This is a genomic window from Aeromonas sp. S5(2024), from assembly GCF_041403025.1.
In the GTDB taxonomy this organism is placed as follows: domain Bacteria; phylum Pseudomonadota; class Gammaproteobacteria; order Enterobacterales; family Aeromonadaceae; genus Aeromonas; species Aeromonas hydrophila.
Genome location: NZ_JBGLRI010000001.1, coordinates 594455 through 612861, shown reverse-complemented (window position 1 = coordinate 612861; position 18407 = coordinate 594455). Strand labels below are relative to the sequence as shown.

General features: G+C 64.2%; 15 protein-coding genes. 10 read left to right on the top strand and 5 right to left on the bottom strand.

What is annotated here, in order from left to right:
- Positions 1-145: 145 nt before the first annotated feature.
- Both ACB032_RS02765 and ACB032_RS02760 read left to right on the top strand, forming a co-directional pair.
- Positions 146-2071 (top strand): NAD(P)-binding protein, encoded by a 1926-nt coding sequence (locus ACB032_RS02765; protein WP_371137296.1) that lies wholly within the window; start codon positions 146-148, stop codon positions 2069-2071.
- The gene (locus ACB032_RS02760) at positions 2068-3267 is read left to right on the top strand and encodes a cytochrome c (protein ID WP_371137295.1); all 1200 of its coding nucleotides are present in this window, start codon (positions 2068-2070) and stop codon (positions 3265-3267) included. Before ACB032_RS02765 ends, ACB032_RS02760 begins: the two co-directional genes overlap by 4 nt.
- A 62-nt stretch (positions 3268-3329) precedes the next feature.
- Here the strand turns inward: ACB032_RS02760 and ACB032_RS02755 are convergent, their stop codons facing one another.
- Positions 3330-3665: a DUF3634 family protein gene (locus tag ACB032_RS02755; protein WP_017410690.1), complete on the bottom strand. Its 336-nt coding sequence runs from the start codon at positions 3663-3665 to the stop codon at positions 3330-3332.
- Between the two features lie 121 nt (positions 3666-3786).
- Positions 3787-4755 carry a nucleoside hydrolase gene (locus ACB032_RS02750; RefSeq protein ID WP_060390102.1) on the bottom strand — a complete coding sequence of 323 codons (969 nt, stop codon included), beginning with the start codon at positions 4753-4755 and terminating at the stop codon, positions 3787-3789.
- Between the two features lie 283 nt (positions 4756-5038).
- Between ACB032_RS02750 and ACB032_RS02745 the strand changes: the two genes are divergently transcribed.
- Positions 5039-5596: a HutD family protein gene (locus tag ACB032_RS02745; protein ID WP_044800412.1), complete on the top strand. Its 558-nt coding sequence runs from the start codon at positions 5039-5041 to the stop codon at positions 5594-5596.
- Positions 5597-5621: 25 nt separating this feature from the next.
- On the opposite strand, the gene ACB032_RS02740 is transcribed toward ACB032_RS02745, so the two are convergent.
- Complete coding sequence (locus ACB032_RS02740; RefSeq protein WP_011706750.1) at positions 5622-5825, bottom strand: hypothetical protein; 204 nt, start codon at positions 5823-5825, stop codon at positions 5622-5624.
- 200 nt (positions 5826-6025) lie between these two features.
- Positions 6026-6466, bottom strand: coding sequence for an azurin (gene azu / locus ACB032_RS02735; RefSeq protein ID WP_016351438.1), 441 nt, complete (start codon positions 6464-6466; stop codon positions 6026-6028).
- Positions 6467-6795: 329 nt separating this feature from the next.
- On the opposite strand from azu, the gene ACB032_RS02730 reads away from it, so the two are divergent.
- Positions 6796-7836, top strand: coding sequence for an FAD:protein FMN transferase (locus ACB032_RS02730; RefSeq protein WP_371137294.1), 1041 nt, complete (start codon positions 6796-6798; stop codon positions 7834-7836).
- A gap of 156 nt (positions 7837-7992) precedes the next feature.
- On the opposite strand, the gene ACB032_RS02725 is transcribed toward ACB032_RS02730, so the two are convergent.
- A complete protein-coding gene (locus ACB032_RS02725; RefSeq protein WP_274439131.1) occupies positions 7993-9198 on the bottom strand; it encodes an MFS transporter in 1206 nt (401 codons plus the stop codon).
- 326 nt (positions 9199-9524) lie between these two features.
- Between ACB032_RS02725 and ACB032_RS02720 the strand changes: the two genes are divergently transcribed.
- The 6 genes from ACB032_RS02720 (at position 9525) to ACB032_RS02695 (ending at position 18398) form a co-directional block, all read left to right on the top strand.
- Positions 9525-11171 (top strand): tetratricopeptide repeat-containing response regulator, encoded by a 1647-nt coding sequence (locus tag ACB032_RS02720; protein ID WP_024945060.1) that lies wholly within the window; start codon positions 9525-9527, stop codon positions 11169-11171.
- Between the two features lie 54 nt (positions 11172-11225).
- Complete coding sequence (locus tag ACB032_RS02715; RefSeq protein WP_252615940.1) at positions 11226-12188, top strand: ion channel; 963 nt, start codon at positions 11226-11228, stop codon at positions 12186-12188.
- 111 nt (positions 12189-12299) lie between these two features.
- Positions 12300-13106 (top strand): exodeoxyribonuclease III, encoded by an 807-nt coding sequence (xthA, locus tag ACB032_RS02710; protein ID WP_016351443.1) that lies wholly within the window; start codon positions 12300-12302, stop codon positions 13104-13106.
- Between the two features lie 337 nt (positions 13107-13443).
- Positions 13444-14643, top strand: coding sequence for an efflux RND transporter periplasmic adaptor subunit (locus tag ACB032_RS02705; protein ID WP_124253283.1), 1200 nt, complete (start codon positions 13444-13446; stop codon positions 14641-14643).
- Between the two features lie 9 nt (positions 14644-14652).
- The gene (locus ACB032_RS02700; RefSeq protein WP_371137293.1) at positions 14653-17781 is read left to right on the top strand and encodes an efflux RND transporter permease subunit; all 3129 of its coding nucleotides are present in this window, start codon (positions 14653-14655) and stop codon (positions 17779-17781) included.
- A 179-nt stretch (positions 17782-17960) separates the two neighbouring features.
- A complete protein-coding gene (locus ACB032_RS02695; RefSeq protein WP_371137292.1) occupies positions 17961-18398 on the top strand; it encodes a hypothetical protein in 438 nt (145 codons plus the stop codon).
- Positions 18399-18407: the final 9 nt, after the last annotated feature.

The following is an 18407-nucleotide window of genomic DNA, read 5'->3' as shown; positions in this document are numbered from 1 at the left end:
GGTCCATCATTTTGTTTAATAAGTTATTATCAAACCCATGGACTCCATCCGGATATGGCGGTAGGTTGCGCCCCTTCGTTACTCGCCAGTCACGAATTCAACCTTATCCCATTTCTCACTCGACTCTTCATACACAGGGATTGCCATGAGCATCACACGCAGAGACTTTCTCAACGGCGTCGCCATCACCATTGCGGCCGGGGTCGCCCCCATCAAGCTGCTGCAAGCGGCCGAAGGCGACACGGCACTGGCTGAAAAAACGCTGGTCTACCCGCCCGCTCTCACCGGGCTGCGCGGCAACCACCCGGGCTCCTTCGAACCGGCCCACAGCATCGCCCGCGACGGCAAACAGTATGACTTCGCCAACATTCCCCTCGAGGGCGAATACGATCTGGTGATCGTCGGCGCCGGCATCAGCGGCCTGGCGGCCGCCTGTTTCTATCAGCAACTGCTCGGCGCGGACAAAAAGATCCTGCTGCTCGACAACCACGACGACTTCGGCGGCCATGCCAAGCGCAACGAGTTCACCACCCCGGACGGCCTGCGGCTGGGTTACGGCGGCAGCGAATCCCTGCAATCGCCGCGCTCCGTCTACAGCCCGGTGGCACTGGGGCTGCTCAAGGCGCTCGAGGTCAACATCGACGAGCTGGCCAAAGGCTTCCAGCAGACCTTCTACCCGGATCTGGGCCTGAGCCGCGGCGTCTACTTCGACGAGAAGCACTTTGGCGTCAACAAGGTGGTAAGCGGTGACCCGGGCCACAACGTGGCCGACGACATCCCGCGCGATCGCCTGAACGGGCGGCCGCTGGCAGAGTTCATCGGCGACTTCCCGCTCGATGAGAGCGACAAGGCGGCCCTGCTGGCACTGCACGAGGAGAAGACCGACTATCTGAGCGGCATGACCCAGGCGGAAAAAGACCTCTGGATGACCCGCAACAGCTACACCACCTTCCTGCGCGACAAGGTGGGCCTGAGCGAGCGGGCCATCACCTACTTCCAGCAACGCACCAACGACTTCCAGGCGGTCGGCATCGACGCCACCGCCTGCGCCGATGCACGCCTGTGCGCCCTGCCCGGTTTCGGTGGCATGAACCTGACTCCGCTCGATGCCGAGGAGCAGGCGGAGCTGGACGATCCCTACATCTTCCACTTCCCGGACGGCAACGCCGGCCTGACCCGCTTGATGGTGCGCAAGCTCATCCCGCAGGTGGCCCCCGGCCACACCATGCAGGACGTGGTGCTGGCCAAGTTTGACTACAGCAAGCTCGACCTGCCCGAGCACAAGGTGCAGCTGCGCCTTGGCAGCACGGCGCTGCAGGCCAAAAACGTGCCGCTCAAAGACGGCAAACAGGGAGTGGACGTCACTTACATCAAGGAGGGGAAACTGCACCGGGTGCGGGCCAGGCAGTCCATCATGGCCGGCTACAACATGATGATCCCCTACATGGTGCCCGAGATGGCGGAGCCCCAGAAGGAGGCGCTGCGCCAGAACGTCAAGGCGCCGCTGGTCTACACCAAGGTGGTGATCAAGAACTGGCAATCCTTCGTCAAGCTGGGGGTGCACGAGGTCTACTCCCCCGCAGCCCCCTACAGCCGGGTCAAGCTCGACTACCCGGTCAACCTCGGCGGCTACGAGCATCCCAAGAACCCGGATCAGCCCATGTGCCTGCACATGGTCTACGTGCCGACCCTGCCTGGCAGCGGTCTGTCGGCCCGCGAGCAGTCCCGCAAGGGGCGCGCCATGATCCTCGGCATGCCGTTCGAGCAGCACGAGCAGATGATCCGCGAACAGTTGCAGGGGATGCTGGGCAGCGCCGGTTTCAACCATGAGCAGGATATCCTCGCCATCACGGTCAACCGCTGGTCCCACGGCTACTCCTACATCACCAACACCCTGTTCGATGACGAGGAGCAGTGCGACAAGTGGATCGAGCTGGGTCGCCAGCCGGTCGGCAACATCACCATCGCCAACTCCGACTCGGACTGGAGCCCCTACGCCCACTCCGCCATCGATCAGGCCTGGCGCGCCGTCAACGAGCTGGTTGCCATGCACAAGGGAGGTGCCAAATGATCCGTTCCCTGACCCTGACAGCCAGCGCCGTGCTGCTGGCCCTGCCCGCCTTCACCCTGCAGGCCGCGCCTGCCATGTCGGCCGGCGAATACGTGGCCAAGCTGGGGGACTGCGCCGCCTGCCATACCAGCGAGGCGAGCAAGCCGCTGGCCGGTGGCAAGGGCTTCCCCACCCCGATCGGCACCGTCTATGCCACCAACATCACCCCCGACAAGACCCACGGCATTGGCAACTACAGCCTGCCCGAGTTCATCAAGGTGATGCGCGAAGGGATCACCCGCAGCGGCGATCCCCTCTACCCGGCCATGCCCTACACCGCCTACGCCAAGATGAGCGACGAGGATCTCACCGCCCTCTACCACTACCTGATGCAGGATGTGCAGCCGCAAGCGGTTGCCAACAAGGAGAGCGACATCCCCTGGCCGCTCAACATGCGCTGGCCGCTCAACGGCTGGAACTGGGTCTATCACGATGACAGTCGCTTTACCCCAGTGGCCGGCAAGAGCGAGGAGTGGAATCGCGGCGCCTATCTGGTGCAGGGGGCGGGCCACTGCGGCAGCTGCCACACCCCGCGCGGGCTCGGCATGCAGGAAAAGGCCCTGACCGAGGCAGATCCCCTCTATCTGAGCGGCGCCACCCTGGATGGCTGGTATGCCCCCAACATTCGCGGCACCCGCTACGACAAGCAGGCGTTGATCGACCTGCTGAAAACCGGCCGCAGCCAGCATCAGGCCGTCAGCGGCCCCATGGCGGAAGTGATCACGCACAGCAGCCAGTACTTCAGCGACGCCGATCTGGCCAGCATCGCCACCTACCTGACCGAACTCGACGGTGACACGGCGGCCAGCAAGGGCAACCGGGCCTACGCCAGCGCCGGTGGCAAGGCGGACTACGCCATGTACTGTTCCACCTGCCACGGGGTCAACGGCCAGGGCAATGACCACGTCATCCCCTCGCTGGTGAGCAACCAGACCGTGCTGGCCGAGGACCCGAGCAGCCTGCTCAACGTGTTGCTGCACGGCGCCGAGACCCCGGTCACCCAGGGCAACATCGGCTACCACATGCCGGGTTATGGCTGGACCCTCAACGATCAGCAGCTCGCCGAGCTGGTCAACACCCTGCGTGCCTCCTGGGGCAATGAAGGGGTGGCCATCAAGCCGGAGACGGTCAAGGCCCAGCGCGCCCTGCACCAATAACTCGCGCCGACCATAACGAAACGGGCCTCCAGTGGAGGCCCGTTTGCTATGTGAGTGACGACTCACCCCTTGCGCGGTTTGGAGCCGGAGAGCGGCACCGCCCCCAGCCGGTAGTCACCATAGGGGAAGATATTGCGAAAGCGCTGAGCCACCGGCTCGGGAATGGAGCGGGAGAAGACCAGCTTGACCCCGTCGCCATCGCGCTGACCCAGGATGCGCCCGCGCACCGTCTCGTGGCGCAGGATCTGCCTGGCCTGCTCGATGAACGCCGGCGACACCTTGCCCCGCTTGACCTGCACCTTGCCTGGCGCAAGCCGGATCTCGAACAGGGCGCCACGCCCCAGCTTCATCAACCACCAGATGAGGGCGATCGCCACCAGCAACGACAACCAGGCCATCCTGTTTCTCCTTCTTCACACGGTTGCGGACAGTATAAGCCGCAACTGACCCCCGATTGTTTGGCGCGGATCACAGCCGCGTCTCAAGCCCGGCCGCAGGCCATCCTGCTCGCCGAGCCCGCTAGCGGCTGCGGCCCCAGGCCACCAGCGTCTCCCGATAGAGCGCCAGCAGCGCCTGATCCCGCACCGCCACCCCGACCTGCTGGGCACGATAATCGGCCCAGCCGTCGTGGGGGTGGGACTTGCCGTCAAATTTCTGCAGGGTGTGACCGATGGCGGGCCCCTCGTTGATGACCCGCACCGGCCCCTCGCGCAGGGTGAACAGGGTCGGATCGATCACGTAGGCGATGGCGGACGGGTCGTGCACGTGGCAGCCGTCGAGCCCGATCCGCTCCGAGTAGAAGCGCAGATAGAAGCGGCTGACATCCCACAGGAAGCGCCCCGGCTCGCCCGCGTCGTCGCGCAGCGCGTCGAGATAGGCGCTGCTGAAGAAGCTCTGCTGGGTCACATCCAGCCCGATGATCACCACCGGCCAGTCGGCGGTGAACACCCGGTCGGCGGCATCCGGATCGTCGTGGATGTTGGCCTCGGCATAGGGAGTCACGTTGCCGCGATGACCGTTGACGCCAAACGCGCCCCCCATCACCACCACCTGCTTCACCAGGCCGGTGATCTCGGGGGCCTCTTGCAGCGCCAGCGCCAGGTTGGTGAGCGGACCTATGGTGACCAGGGTGATCTCGCCGGGCGCGGCCTTCACCGCCTCGACGATATACTGCCAAGCCGGCCGGGGATCCGGCGCCAGGGTCACTTCCCCCGCCGTCACGTCCCCAAACCCGCTCGGCCCGTGCACCACGGTGGTCGGGCCCACCGGCTCGCGCCGCAGCGGGGCGGCCGCCCCCTGTGCCACGTCCGCCTTCATGCCGTATTGCTGCTTTAGCCAGAGGGCGTTGTGGGTGCCGTTCTCGATGGTGGCATTGCCAAATACCGTGGTGATGGCGAGCAGCTCGATGGCGGGGTGGGCTTCGGCAAACAGAATTGCCATGGCGTCATCGATACCGGGATCGGTATCCAGAATGATCTTGTGAGTCATGGGGCCTCCTTGGGCAACAGAGCAGCCAGTGTAGCGAGCCGCCGCCGCTTTAACAGCGCCGGGATCACAGCCTGAGGCTTTGCCCTTGCCCGCCTTGCCCAAGTGGCGGCATTTCATACAGGGATGACGACGCGGCAGGAGGCAAAGAGGGGCGAAGTGGGTGGCGCCGGCGAAATAGTGGGCAAGTGGATGGCCGGCGAATGCCGCAGCCTTGTGGAGCGGTGGGCGGGGTGGTATCACTGGGCCACATGATTCACCCCGCTCACCACCTGCCGAGGCGCCATTGATCACCCTGATAAAAGAGTCCGACCAGCTGAAGATGCCCTGGAAGAACAAGCAGGGCACCACAGCCCAGATCCTCATCTCTCCTGCCGGCACCAGCCTCGACAGGCTCGATTTTGCCTACCGGCTGAGCTCAGCGCCCATCAAGGGGGCCGGCCCCTTCTCGAAATTTCCCGGCTATCAGCGCATCCTGCTGCCCATCAGCGGGGCCGGCTTCGTGCTCAACGGCCACCCCTACGCCACCTTCGAGGCGGCCCACTTCAGCGGGGATGACGACACCCACTGCGAACTGCTGAAAAAAGAGGTAACGGATCTGGGGCTCATCTATGATCCGGCCCGCCTCAGCGCCAACGTGCGGGTGCTCAACCTGCCCTTCCCGCTCACCCTCACCCTGGAAGCGGACAAGACCTATCTCTGTTACCTGTTGAGCGGCCAGCTCACGGCGGCGGGCCACCCCATGGCGGTCAACGAGACCCTGCTGATCAGCGGCGAGCAGAGCATCCACTTCGACTGCCAGAAGAAGAGCGCCATCGCCTTCTTTACCCTGCAGCCCAAATAGGCGGCAGGAGCAGGCCTGACCCCGGTCAGCGTTTGGGCGCCCGCCCGCCGCTGTCGAGACAGGCCTGCATGGAGTCGTAGGGGGTGTAGTGCTTGGTGCGGCTGTAATAGGTGCCGCCCTGGGGATGGCAGATACCGTTTCTGCTCTTCTTGACCGGCGGCTCCGCTGCCAGCGCGATGGCGCATACCAGCAGCAGACAACCGCTGATCACCCATTTCATGGCTTTCATGACCACCTTGCTTCCTCTCGAGCGGGCCCAGCAGGCCCGAAAGGCGCCCATCTTACCCTCTCACTCCCCCGCTCACCCGGCGCCGGATCATAAAACGGCGCGCCATAGTGCACGCACCGGCATCCAACTGACGCCAAAATCGCCGCAAGCGAGCACAAAAAAGCCGGGCAGTGCCCGGCTTCTGGGTCGACAAGCGGTGCTTAGCCGACCTTGAAGGTACCCTTCATCATGGCGAAGTGGCCGGGGAAGGAGCAGAAGAAGGTGAGATCTTTGCCGGCCAGGCCGTCGGTCTTGAAGGTGACGCTGGTGCTCTCGCCGCCGCCCACCAGTTTGGTGTGGGCCAGCACGCGCGGGTCATCCTTGGGCAGGTAGTTGTTGTCGGCACCGGCGCTCATGCCAGCGGTGGCCACGGCCTGATAGTCGGCGGTGTTGGCCAGCGCCCAGTTGTGACCCATGGCGGTCACCGGCATCTTGCCGGTATGGTTCAGGGTCACGGTGACCTCTTTGCAGGTGGCCGGGACGCTCATCTCCTTGAGGTTGTACTGCATGGCATCATTGCCTTCGATGACCAACGCGCACTCATCGGCCAGAGCCGGGGCCGCCAGGGTGCTCAGAAACAGCAGGGTAATCGCCTTTTTCATCATCCTCTCCTTTGATTGGCAATAGATGGCAACACAATTGCCTGCGGGCTCGCACCATGGCTGGCAAACATGCTGTCAAAATCGACCTTATTCTACTCAACTGTCGTCATTCGGCTATGTCTTTAGCGTAAAGCTGCGGGTCAGGTCACCAGATTGCCCCCATTTTTTGTCTGGACGAACCGGCCGCGTCACCCACTAACCACTCTTTGTTTAATTATCCCCTGCACTTTTGTCCAGCCGCGACTCGCCCACCGCCGCCCCCTTGGCTAAGCTGGCGACCCCGGCACGCTTGCGTCCCGTGCCATCCGTTTCAGCCAAAGAGATCCCGCATGTCGCTTCTTGCTCGCCCGGCCCACCGTGGCCTGTTGTTGACCCTGCTGCTGATGCTGACCGCCTGTCAGCCGGCCCCGACCCAGACCCGCATTCAGGGCAAGACCATGGGCACCTTTTACGCGGTGACCCTGAGCGACCCCTTCCCGGGCGGCGAGCCGGCGCTGCAGCAAGAGGTCGATGCCCTGCTGGTACGCATGAATCACGAGATCTCCACCTACGACCCGAATTCTCTCATCTCCCGCTTCAATCAGGGCAGCGGCCAGCCCCCCATGGCCATTCCCGCCACCATGGCCAAGATCGTGCAGCAGGGCATCGACGCCGGCCATCTCACCGCAGGCAAGCTCGACGTCACCGTGGGCCCGCTGGTCAACCTGTGGGGATTCGGGCCGGACAAGCGGCCCGTCAAGCGGCCCAACGCCGAGCAGATCGCCAGCGCTAGCCACAAGGTGGGCATCGACCGGCTGACGTTGGTGCCCGAGGGGGATCACTTCCTGCTCGGCAAGCGCATCCCCGATCTCTACCTCGATCTCTCCACCCTGGGCGAAGGGGCGGCCTCTGACGAGATTGCCGGCCTGCTGGAGCAAAAAGGGGTGCACAACTACCTCATCGAGGTGGCCGGCGCCGTGCGCAGCAAGGGCAACAACGCCAAGGGCAAGCCCTGGCGGGTGGCCATCGTCGAGCCGTCCGACCAGCCCGGCGCCTTCTCGGACGTGGTGATCCCCAACGGCATGGCCCTCAGCACCGCCGGCAGCTATCGCAACTACTACGAGCTCGACGGCAAGCGCTACTCCCACATCATCGACCCCGCCACCGGCCAGCCCATCACCCACAAGCTGGTCTCCGCCAGCGTCATCACCCCGACCGCGCTCGAGGCCGACGCCCTCGACACCGCCCTCATGGTGATGGGACCGGAGCAGGCGATGGCCTTTGCCAAGGCGCACGGTCTCGCGGTCTATCTCATCGTCAAGACCGAGCAGGGCTTCGCCGCCAGCCATACCCCCCAGTTCGCCCCCTATCTGGTGGCCAAACAGCCGTAAATCCGCTGCCATAACCCAGCCGCCATAAAAAAGAGGCCCCGCACTGCGGGGCCTCCTTGTCTTCACATCGGCGCAAGTCGATGGGAGTGCGCCGGGGCGCCGGAGCCACCGGCAGCTTGGCATCAGGACTGTGACCACCGACCGGCTGCTTTTATGCTACTCCCCGCAGCCGGCCGAGTCGGCGGACGGGCGCGCCACCCGGTTGCCCGCCCCGTAGAGAAGAAACACCAGCACGCAAATTGCGGTCATCACGGCGAACAGGGCCGGGCCGCCCCACACCTGCAACAGCCAGCCCCCCACCAGGGGCGAGAGCGCCCAGCCAAGCCCGGCCAGGGCGCTGGCCCCGAAGTAGCTCCCCTTGAGGTGGGCCGGCGCCATCTCGTCGATCAGCACGTTGAAGAGCGGGAACAGCACCGCCTCCCCCACGCTCAGCAAGAACACCGCCACCAGCCAGGGCCACAGCAGGGCCGGACTCGACAGGGCGAACAGCACCTGGGCGGACGCCATCAGCAGGATGGAGAACTGCAGCCGCAGGCTCACCCGCCAGCGCCGGGTCAGGTGCAGTAGCGGAAACTGCAGGGTGATGATGGTCAGCGCATTGGTGGCCACCAGCAGGGCCACCAGGGTCTCCACCTCGGGGGCGCCGGCGCGGGTCAGGTACTGGATCAGCGGCGATTCCACCTGGGCGTAGACCAGCATCATCAGCAGGTTGGCGAGGATGAACAGCATGAAGGCCCGATCCCGCCCCACCACCCCGAGCATGGCCCCCAGGGTGAGGCCCGCATCCGGCCGACCAGCGCACTCGCGGCGAAAACCGAGCAGGAAGGCGATGCCAAGCAGGCCATAGCTGGCGGCCGTCACCACGAAGGTCTCCTGGCGCGCACCCAGCCCCACCATGACGCCGATGAGGGGCCCCACCCCCGCCCCCACGTTGAGCAGGAAGTAGCGCAGGTGTTGAGCCAGCTCCCGCTGCGCCTTCTCGGGCAGCAGATCCCCCATCAGCGCCTTGCCCGGTGTGTCGATGAAGGCGTAGGAGAGACCCGAGCCAAACACCCCGAGGGCGATGAGCCAGAGGGAGTGGCCAAACCCGAGCAGCAGGTAGGCGCCACACGACAGGGCGCAGCCGAGCAGCAGTATGGTGCGCCGGCCGAGCCGGTCGGAGAGCCAGCCAACGTAGAAGCCGATGAGGCAGGAGAGCACGGCCGCGCCGCCCAGCAGCATCCCGATGCCGGACGCCGACAGATCATACTCCCGATAGAGCAGGATCGAGAGAAAGGGCCAGACCATGAAGAAACTGGTGCGCACCATGAAGGTACCCAGGATCACGATCCAGACCAGCGGAGGAAAGGGGGGCAGGCGCATGGGAACTCCTTGTCGCGCAATGGCAGCTGATCCGCAGGGGAAAGCATTCAGTGGTATCAAAAGACACCTGAGCGCACAATCCCCGCCCGGAAAAAAACCACCCGAAGGGACCAGCTCAGCTGGCCATCGATGGGCGGCTTCATCGCTCAGGTCAAGCAGGCGTCCGCCGTCTGCCTTCCCCCAATCCACCCCCTATTTGGTCCGGCAGAAGCCATGAATGGCGGGGCTTGGCGGAAAAACCGCGGCAGCGCCCCATGTTCAATTGCCTGTCTGCGCGCTTTGGTGGCACACTTCTGTTATCCGCCCGTAGCGCCCTGACCAGACAGATGCAGACACCGGAATCCGAGCCAGAGAAAAAAGCCCCACCCAAACCGAAGCGCATCCTGCTGGTCAACGAACAGCGCTCCTTTCAGGTGATGATGAAGGCGATGCTGATCAACATCGGCATCAGCCGCATCACCTATGCCAACTCGGCCGAAGAGGCGAGACGGCGCTGCCAGAAAGAGACCTTTGACATCTACCTGCTCGATTACGAGCTGGGGGTCGGCGAGAACGGCCGCCAGCTGCTGGAGAGCCTGCGGGATCAGAAGCTCATTCCGCCCCAGAGCGTGGTGATCATGGTAAGCGGCGACAGCTCCCGCGCCATGGTGCTGAGCGCGCTGGAAGCCGAGCCCGACGAATACCTGATGAAGCCCTTCTCCCAGGAGCAGTTTTCGTTTCGCCTCAAACGCGCCCTCGCCCGCCGTCAGGCGCTGGAGAGCGTGTTCAGCGCCCTTGCCAAAGAGGATCTGCCCACCCTGCTCGCCGCCTGCGCCGAGCGGGCCGATGCGGTACCGCGCTTTGCCAACTTCTGCCGCTGTCTGCAGGCCGATACCCAACTCAAGCTGGGCCAGGCCAAGGAGGCCCGCAGCCTGATGCGCCAGCTGCTGGCCGGTCAGGAGAACAGCTGGGCCCGGCTCACCCTCGGCAAGGCGTGCCACACCCTGGGGCTGAACGAAGAGGCGGTGAGCCACCTGCAGGCGACCCTCAAGAACACCCCGCTGATGGTGGAGGCCCACCTCTGGCTGGCAGAGTCCCAGCTCGCGCTCGGCAACGACGAACAGGCCCAGCAGGAGCTGAAGCGGGCGGTCGACATCTCGCCCCAGTCGGTGCAGCTCTCCCGCCGGCTGGCGGAGGTGTGCCTGCTGCGCCACGACTACGCCCAGGCCAAGGACGTGCTGCTCTCCCTCATCGACCTGTCGCGCAACTCCATCCATCGCACCCCCCACTACCTGGGGGCTTATATCCAGTCGCTGACCCTCTACGCCCTCAACAGCAACGACATCTACCACATCGCCAACCTGCAAAAGCAGGTCAACTCGGCCCTGTCGCGCATCCGCGATTCGCTGATGATGTCGGAGTTCAACTACCCGGTGTTCGAGCAGATCTGCCAGGCCCGGGTGCAGATCGCCCTGGGGGAGCTGCTCAAGGGCAAGAAGATGCTCTACCGCGCCAACCAGAACTGGCTCGATCAGCCGGCCACCATGCCCCCCAGCCTGCTGGGCGAGACCATCCTCGCCCTCTATCAGCTCGGCGAGTTCGAATATGCCGAGAGCCTGCAGGCGCTGCTGGCCGAAGACGAGGATCGGCTGCTCACCACCTGCATCCAGGCCACCCGCGACGACAAGACGGTGCTCGAGCGTCGCCAGCGCTACCAGCAGCTCAACGAACTGGGCATCAAGGCCTATCAGAGCGGCGAGCTGGAGCAGGCGCTCGGCCACTTTCGCGAGGCGCTGCGCCGGGCCCCGGCCAATACCGGCGCCGCCCTCAACAAGATCCAGGTGCTGCTGCAGCTGATGCAGAAAAACCGCAAGAGCCCGGAGTTTGGCGCCGAGTGCAAGGAGACCCTGGAGGTGCTGGACGGCATCCCCCTCAATCCGGCCCAGCAGGATCGTTTTCGCAAGCTGCGTCAGGAGTTTACCCAGCTCAGCTGACCAGGGCCCGCTCGCCTATGCTGATACTGACTCGGCAAAGGGAGGAGAGTGGCGATGGCCATGTGTCGATATCTGGTGGCGGACGGTCGCCACTGCAGCGAAGAGGCGGGAGAGCATGATCTGTGCCGCTGGCACGATCCCCACGCCAATCATCAGGATCCCCACACCGCCCGCGAGCTGGAGCACTACATCCAGCAGGGCGGGCTGTGTCACGGCCTGCAACTGGCCCGCGCCAATCTGGCGGGCCTCAACCTGGTGAAAAAAGGGGCCCCGCAGGGGTTCCTGCTGGAGCAGTGCAACCTCTACCGTGCCAACCTGCAGGGGGCCCACCTCTACGGCATTCGCATCAAGGGCGGCAGCCTGATGAAGGCGGATCTCAGTGAAGCGAACCTGCACTGCGCCACTCTCGACGACGTCAACCTGCTCGGCATTCGCTGGCACAACACCCGCCTCGACAACCTGGATACCGGCAAGCGGCTGATGCAGGAGCGGCGCGGCCGCAAGGAGCGCGACCCGGTGCAGGCCCGCATCTGGCTCAAAGAGGCCGAAGAGACCTACCGGGATCTGCGCAAGGCCTCGGAGGCGCAAGGCATCTTCACCATGTCCGGCCGCTACATCCAGCAGGAGCTCACCATGCGCCGGCTGCAGCTGCCGTTCTGGTCGACCCAGCGCTTCACCTCCTGGATCGTCGATCTGTTCTGCGGCTACGGCGAGGCCCCCATGCGGGTGGTGCTCTTCTCCCTGCTGCTCATCTTCATCTGCAGCATCTTCTACTTCTTCTTTGGCCTGAGCTTCAACGGCAACCACCTCATCTACCGGCCCGGCGCCCCTGTTGAGCAGAACGCCATCTTCCTGCTGGAGTGCCTCTACTACAGCGTGGTGACCTTCACCACCCTGGGCTATGGCGACTTCACCCCCATCGGCCTCTCGAGGCTCTTCGCCGCCTTCGAGGCCTTCACCGGCAGCTTCACGCTGGCGCTGTTTGTGGTGGTGTTTGTCAAGAAGATGACCCGCTGAGCCCGCTGCGGCGGGCGGCCCGCCCCGGATGTGGCCCCTCGCCTTCACTTGCATCCACGGCGGATTCCTAGTCCAATAGCCACTTATAAAAATGACATGAGCATCCCGGACATGAAGATCATCTCTTTCAATATCAATGGCCTGCGCGCCCGCCTGCACCAGCTGCAAGCCATCATCGACAAGCATCAGCCGGATGTGATCGGCCTGCAGGAGATCAAGGTACACGACGAGGCCTTCCCGCTGGCCGACGTGGAGGCCATGGGCTATCACGTGGCGTTTCACGGCCAGAAGGCCCACTACGGGGTGGCCATCATGAGCAAGCAGAAGCCGGTCAAGGTGGAGAAAGGCTTCCCCACCGACGATGAAGAGGCCCAGCGCCGGATGATCATGGCCACCTTCGAGCGCGAAGACGGCTCCCTCATCAAGGTGATGAACGGCTACTTCCCGCAGGGTGAAAGCCAGGATCACGAGACCAAGTTCCCGGCCAAGCAGAAGTTCTACGAGGATCTGCAGCATTATCTGGAGACCAACCACACGCCGAATGACCAGCTGGTGCTGATCGGGGATATGAATATCTCCCCCACCGATCTCGACATCGGCATCGGCGAGGCCAACCGCAAGCGCTGGCTGCGGGATGGCAAGTGCTCCTTCCTGCCCATCGAGCGCGAATGGATGGAGCGGCTGAAAGGGTTCGGCCTGACCGACACCTTCCGCGCCGCCAACCCCACCGAGTGCGAGCGCTTCTCCTGGTTTGACTACCGCTCCAGGGGCTTTGACGAGAACCGGGGCCTGCGCATCGACCTCATCATGGCTTCCGACGCCCTCAAGGACACCGTGACCGAGACCGGCATCGACTACGAGCTGCGCGGCATCGACAAGCCTTCGGATCACGCCCCCATCTGGGCCTGCTTCGCCTGATAACGACAACGGAGGGGGCATTTGAAGCCCCCTCTGTGACCAAGCCCCCACTTCCCCCGCTTTTTCCTTCTTATAATTCCCTCCGGGTCTCCTGCTCCCCAGCAAGGCACTATGCAGGGTCTGCGTGCCTGACACAAATTGTCGCGGCCCCCTCCGCCACGGCGCGATCGACACCGACAACTTTCAGTGTCGAGCAGCCTGGGTTCAATATTCGTGCTCTATCATTAGAAAACTGTCAGTAATCCAATGAGTTAAATTTGTAACCATGCAGTTAACCATGTTCATGAAGAAAAAGGCTGGGCGCGGCAATCGCGCACCATCCCACAGGAGTGTGATGATGAAGGTGCAATACGTCAGGGAAGAGATGTTCAAGCGCGGCTGTATCGCCCTGGCACTGGCCAGCGCACTGACCGCCTGTGGCGATGAACCGGCCACCGGGGCCCAGGCACTGCCACCGGTGCCCGTGGTGGTGGCCGAGGTCAAGCTGACCGACGTGCCGATGACCACCGAGATGGTGGGCGAGACCGCCGGTTTTCGCGAAATTGACGTGCGTTCCCGGGTGAGCGGCATCCTGCTCAAGCGCACCTACATCGAGGGGCAGCCGGTCACCGCCGGTCAAGCGCTGTTCCTGATCGACCCCGAGCCCTACAAGGTGGCGCTGGAGCAGGCCAAGGGCACCCTGGCCCAGGAGCAGGCCCGCCTCAACAAGGCCCGCGCCGACCGGGATCGCATCATCCCGCTGTTCAAGCGCCAGGTGGTGAGCCGCAAGGACTATGACGACACCATCGCCAACTACGAGGCGGCCATCGCCAGCCATCAGGCCGCCCAGGCCAAGGTGAAAGAGGCCGAACTCAACCTCAGCTACACCCAGGTCACCGCCCCCATCAACGGCATGGCGAGCAAGAGCTCCCAATCCGAGGGCAGCCTCATCTCCACCAGCGGCGAAAACGGCCTGCTCACCACCATCACCCAGTTCGATCCCCTCTACGTCAACTTCTCCTACTCGGAGCAGGATCGCCTCAACTTCGAGAACTCGGTGAAAAAGGGATTGATTGAGGCCAAGGATGCCACCAACTGGCGCACCCACATCCGGCTGGCGGACGGCTCCGTCTACCCCGAGGCGGGCAAGCTCAACTTCTCCGACAGCCGGGTCGACCCGCAAACCGGCACCATCCGGGCCCGTGCCATCTTCGACAACAAGGACGGCGTGCTGCTGCCAGGCCAGTTCGTGCGCATGACCATCGATCTGGGCACCCGCAAAAATGCCATCCTGGTGCCGCCGCGCGCCATCGTCCAGTCCCAGGCCGACCGCATGGTGATGGTGGTGGACAAAGAGAACAAGGTGGTGCCCCGCCCGGTCAAGCTGGGTTCCGTGGTCGACAGCGGCGTGCTGATCGACAGCGGCCTCGAGCCCGGTGAGCGCTACATCGTCGAGGGGCTGATGAAGGCTCGTCCCGGCGCCGTGGTCAAGCCCGTCACGGCCTCCGAGATGAAGGCGATCACCGGCAAGATGGTCGGCCAGAACGCGGCCAAGTAAGGAGTTCGTATGTTTTCCAAGTTCTTCATCGAACGCCCCATCTTCGCCAGCGTGATTTCGATCATCATAGTGCTGGGCGGGTTGGCGGCGATGCGATCGCTCCCCATCGAGCAGTACCCGCAGATCACCCCGCCGGTGGTGTCGGTGACCGCCTTCTATCCGGGCGCCACCCCCGAGGTGATCTCCCAGACCGTTGCCGCACCACTCGAGCAGCAGATCAACGGCGTGGAGCGGATGCTCTACATGCAGTCTGGTTCGGCCTCCAACGGCCAGATGAACCTCAACGTCTACTTCGAGATCGGCACCGATCCGGATCAGGCCACCATCAACGTCAACAACCGGGTCTCGGCCGCCATGGCCCAGCTGCCGGAAGAGGTGAAGAAGCAGGGGGTGACGGTCAAGAAGAAATCGACCTCGATCCTGCAGGTGGTCACCCTGCAATCGCCTGACGGCACCTTCGATACCACCTACCTGTCGAACTACGCCCTGCTCAACATCATCGACGAGCTCAAGCGGATTCCCGGGGTCGGTGACACCACTCTGTTCGGCGGCACCGACTACGCCATGCGCATCTGGCTGCGGCCGGATCGGCTGGCCCAGCTCGAACTCACCCCGAGCGACGTGATCGGTGCCATCCGCGAGCAGAACACCCAGTTCGCGGCCGGCAAGATCGGCGCCCAGCCCACCACGGCCCCCATCGACTTCACCTACACGGTGCAGACCAAGGGACGGCTGGAGGATGTGCGCGAGTTCCAGAACATCATCATCCGCTCCATGCCGGACGGCTCGAAGATCCGGGTCAAGGACGTGGCCAGGGTCGAGCTCGGCGGCAAGGACTACGACCTGCTGGCCAAGGCCAACGGCAAGCCGGCCATCGGTATCGCCACCTATCTGCAACCGGGCGCCAACGCCGTGGCGGTGGCCGATCAGGTGCACGCCACCATGCTGCGCCTCAAGGAGCGTTTCCCGCAGGACATCGAATACCAGATCCCCTACGACACCACCGAGTTCGTGAAGATCTCCATCGAGGAGGTGGTACACACCCTGTTCGAGGCGATCGTGCTGGTGTTCGTGGTGGTCTACCTGTTCCTGCAGAACTTCCGCGCCACCCTGATCCCCTGTATCGCGGTGCCGGTATCGCTCATCGGGACCTTCGCCGGCATGCTGGTGCTGGGCTTCTCCATCAACCTGCTGACCCTGTTCGGCATGGTGCTCGCCATCGGTATCGTGGTGGATGACGCCATCGTGGTGCTGGAGAACGTCGAGCGGATCATGCAGGAGAAGAAGTGCTCGCCCAAAGAGGCGGCCATCCTCGCCATGCAGGAGGTCTCCGGCCCGGTGGTCGCCATCGTGCTGGTACTGTGCGCCGTGTTCCTGCCGGTCGCCTTCATGGGCGGCATGACGGGGGTGATGTACAAGCAGTTCGCCATCACGGTGGCGGTGTCGGTGGCCATCTCCGGTCTGGTGGCACTGACCCTGTCGCCGGCCCTTTGTGCCGTGTTGCTGAAAGAGGGCCACCACAAGCCGGCCCGCTTCTTCGTCTGGTTCAACAACGCCTTCGACGGTCTCACCCGCCGTTACGTGCGCGGGGTCGCCTTCCTCAACCGCCGGGTCGGGGTGGCATTCACCATCATCGCCTTCATCCTGGTCTCCATCTACGGCCTGCTGATGAAGGTGCCGGGCGAGCTGGTGCCGAATGAAGATCAGGGCTACCTGCTCTCCGCCGTCATGCTGCCGGATGCGGCCTCCCTCACCCGCACCCAGGCGGTAGCGAACGACTTCGACCAGATGGCAATGGCCAACCCCAACGTGAAGGACGTCATCACCTTCTCGGGCTTTGACATCCTCTCCAACGCCATCATCAGCAACAGCGGCATCAGCTTCATCACCCTCAAGGACTGGAGCGAACGGCAAGGTGCCGGGCAGGACTCCTTCTCCCTGGCCAAGACCTTCCAGGGCATGAGTCTGATGGGGCTGGCGGACGGCTTCGTCGCCTCCTTCAACCCGCCCCCCATCACCGGCATGTCCACCACCGGCGGGCTGGAGGCCTACCTGCAGAACCGCAGCACCGGCAATGCCCAGTCCTTCTCGGCCGAGGTGCAGCGCTTCCTCGAGGCGGCCAAGCAGCGCCCCGAGTTCGCCAGCGTGACCAGTACCTACCGCGCCAACGTGCCCCAGGTCTATCTCGATCTGGATCGCGAAAAGGCCAAGGCGCTGGGGCTGCCCATCAACGCCGTGTTCGACACCATGCAGGCCACCTTCGGCCAGGTCTATGTCAACGACTTCAACCAGTTCGGCCGTACCTACCGGGTGCAGTTGCAGTCCGAGGCGGACTACCGCGCCAAGAAGAGCGACATCCGCAACGTCTATGTGCGCTCCGACAAGGGGGAGATGATCCCGCTCAGCAGCCTGGTGACGGTGCGTGATGCCACCGGCCCCGAACTGGTGGAGCGCTTCAACATCTTCCAGGCGGCCAAGATCATGGCCCAGCCGGCACCGGGCTACAGCTCCGGCCAGGCCATCGCCGCGCTGGAAGCCGTGGCCGACGAGTCCCTCGGCAACGACGCCAAGCTGGAGTGGACCGGCTCCGCCTATCAGGAGAAAGCGGCCGCCGGCAGTGCGGGCACCGCATTCGGCTTCGGCATCGTGATGATCTTCCTCATCCTGGCGGCCCAGTACGAACGCTGGAGCCTGCCGTTTGCGGTGATCACCGCGGTGCCGTTCGCCCTGTTCGGCGCCCTGCTGGCCACCTGGCTGGTGGGTCTGACCAACAACGTCTACTTCCAGATAGGACTGGTGACCCTCGTCGGGCTGGCGGCCAAGAACGCCATCCTGATCGTGGAGTTCGCGGTGATGAAGCACGAGGAGGGCATGAGCCTCATCGAGTCGGCGCTGGAGGCGGCGCGGCTGCGTTTTCGCCCCATCGTGATGACCTCGCTCGCCTTCATCCTCGGCTGTGTGCCGCTGGTCACCTCCAGCGGCGCCGGCGCGGCGAGCCGTCATGCCCTCGGCTGGCCGGTCATCGGCGGCATGCTGGCGGCGACCTTCATCGCCATCTTCTTTATCCCGCTGTTCTTCCGCCTCATCATGCGGCGCTCGGAACGCGCCGGCGGCAAGACGGCACAAACCAAGTCGTAAATCGTGAGTCACAGCCCCCGCCATGCGGGGGCTTTTTTATCCGCCAGAGGGGGCAACACCTCGCAGCCGGGCCCGAGCCGCGAGCGGGATCACGCGGCCGCTATCCCGTTGCCCACATACCTTGACCTTGCTCTCAAGGTAAGGTTTACAGTGTCCCCAGTCATTGTCAGGATTTCCCCATGCTCGTAGCGAGATTGCCCATCGAACGCATTGCCCGGCTGTTGCTGGGGCTGATGCTCGTCTGCAATCTCACCCTCTGCATCGGCTGGCACGGGGTGGATGCCCTCAACGCCGCCATGACTCACGGCAATCAGGCCATGAGCGACAGCGCCATGCAGGGACTCTCCTGCCACGGGGCAAGCCCGGATGCAGGAGCCCAAGATGCCGCCAGCCAGGAGTGCCAGATGCACGGCGGGCTCACCTCGACCAGCACTCCCGGCCTGCCACTGCTGGCCGCCCTGCTGACCCTGCTCGCGCTGCCGCTGTTGCTGCTGCCCCTCGGGACGGCGAGCAACGGGCTGGACAACTGGTTGCGGGATCCCTTCCTGCGATCCCGCGGTACCCACCCTCCCTCCTGGCCGCGCCGACACCTGATGTTGTCGGTGCTGCGCCACTAGAAAGATCTT

Excerpts from the sequence above, each read along its gene's own strand:
- ACB032_RS02765 (WP_371137296.1), top strand. The coding sequence starts at position 146 with ATGAGCATCACACGCAGAGACTTTCTCAACGGCGTCGCCATCACCATT.
- ACB032_RS02760 (WP_371137295.1), top strand. The coding sequence starts at position 2,068 with ATGATCCGTTCCCTGACCCTGACAGCCAGCGCCGTGCTGCTGGCCCTG.
- ACB032_RS02755 (WP_017410690.1), bottom strand. The coding sequence starts at position 3,665 with ATGGCCTGGTTGTCGTTGCTGGTGGCGATCGCCCTCATCTGGTGGTTG.
- ACB032_RS02750 (WP_060390102.1), bottom strand. The coding sequence starts at position 4,755 with ATGACTCACAAGATCATTCTGGATACCGATCCCGGTATCGATGACGCC.
- ACB032_RS02740 (WP_011706750.1), bottom strand. The coding sequence starts at position 5,825 with ATGAAAGCCATGAAATGGGTGATCAGCGGTTGTCTGCTGCTGGTATGC.
- azu (WP_016351438.1), bottom strand. The coding sequence starts at position 6,466 with ATGAAAAAGGCGATTACCCTGCTGTTTCTGAGCACCCTGGCGGCCCCG.
- ACB032_RS02730 (WP_371137294.1), top strand. The coding sequence starts at position 6,796 with ATGTCGCTTCTTGCTCGCCCGGCCCACCGTGGCCTGTTGTTGACCCTG.
- ACB032_RS02725 (WP_274439131.1), bottom strand. The coding sequence starts at position 9,198 with ATGCGCCTGCCCCCCTTTCCTCCGCTGGTCTGGATCGTGATCCTGGGT.
- ACB032_RS02720 (WP_024945060.1), top strand. The coding sequence starts at position 9,525 with ATGCAGACACCGGAATCCGAGCCAGAGAAAAAAGCCCCACCCAAACCG.
- ACB032_RS02715 (WP_252615940.1), top strand. The coding sequence starts at position 11,226 with ATGGCCATGTGTCGATATCTGGTGGCGGACGGTCGCCACTGCAGCGAA.
- xthA (WP_016351443.1), top strand. The coding sequence starts at position 12,300 with ATGAAGATCATCTCTTTCAATATCAATGGCCTGCGCGCCCGCCTGCAC.
- ACB032_RS02705 (WP_124253283.1), top strand. The coding sequence starts at position 13,444 with ATGAAGGTGCAATACGTCAGGGAAGAGATGTTCAAGCGCGGCTGTATC.
- ACB032_RS02700 (WP_371137293.1), top strand. The coding sequence starts at position 14,653 with ATGTTTTCCAAGTTCTTCATCGAACGCCCCATCTTCGCCAGCGTGATT.
- ACB032_RS02695 (WP_371137292.1), top strand. The coding sequence starts at position 17,961 with ATGCTCGTAGCGAGATTGCCCATCGAACGCATTGCCCGGCTGTTGCTG.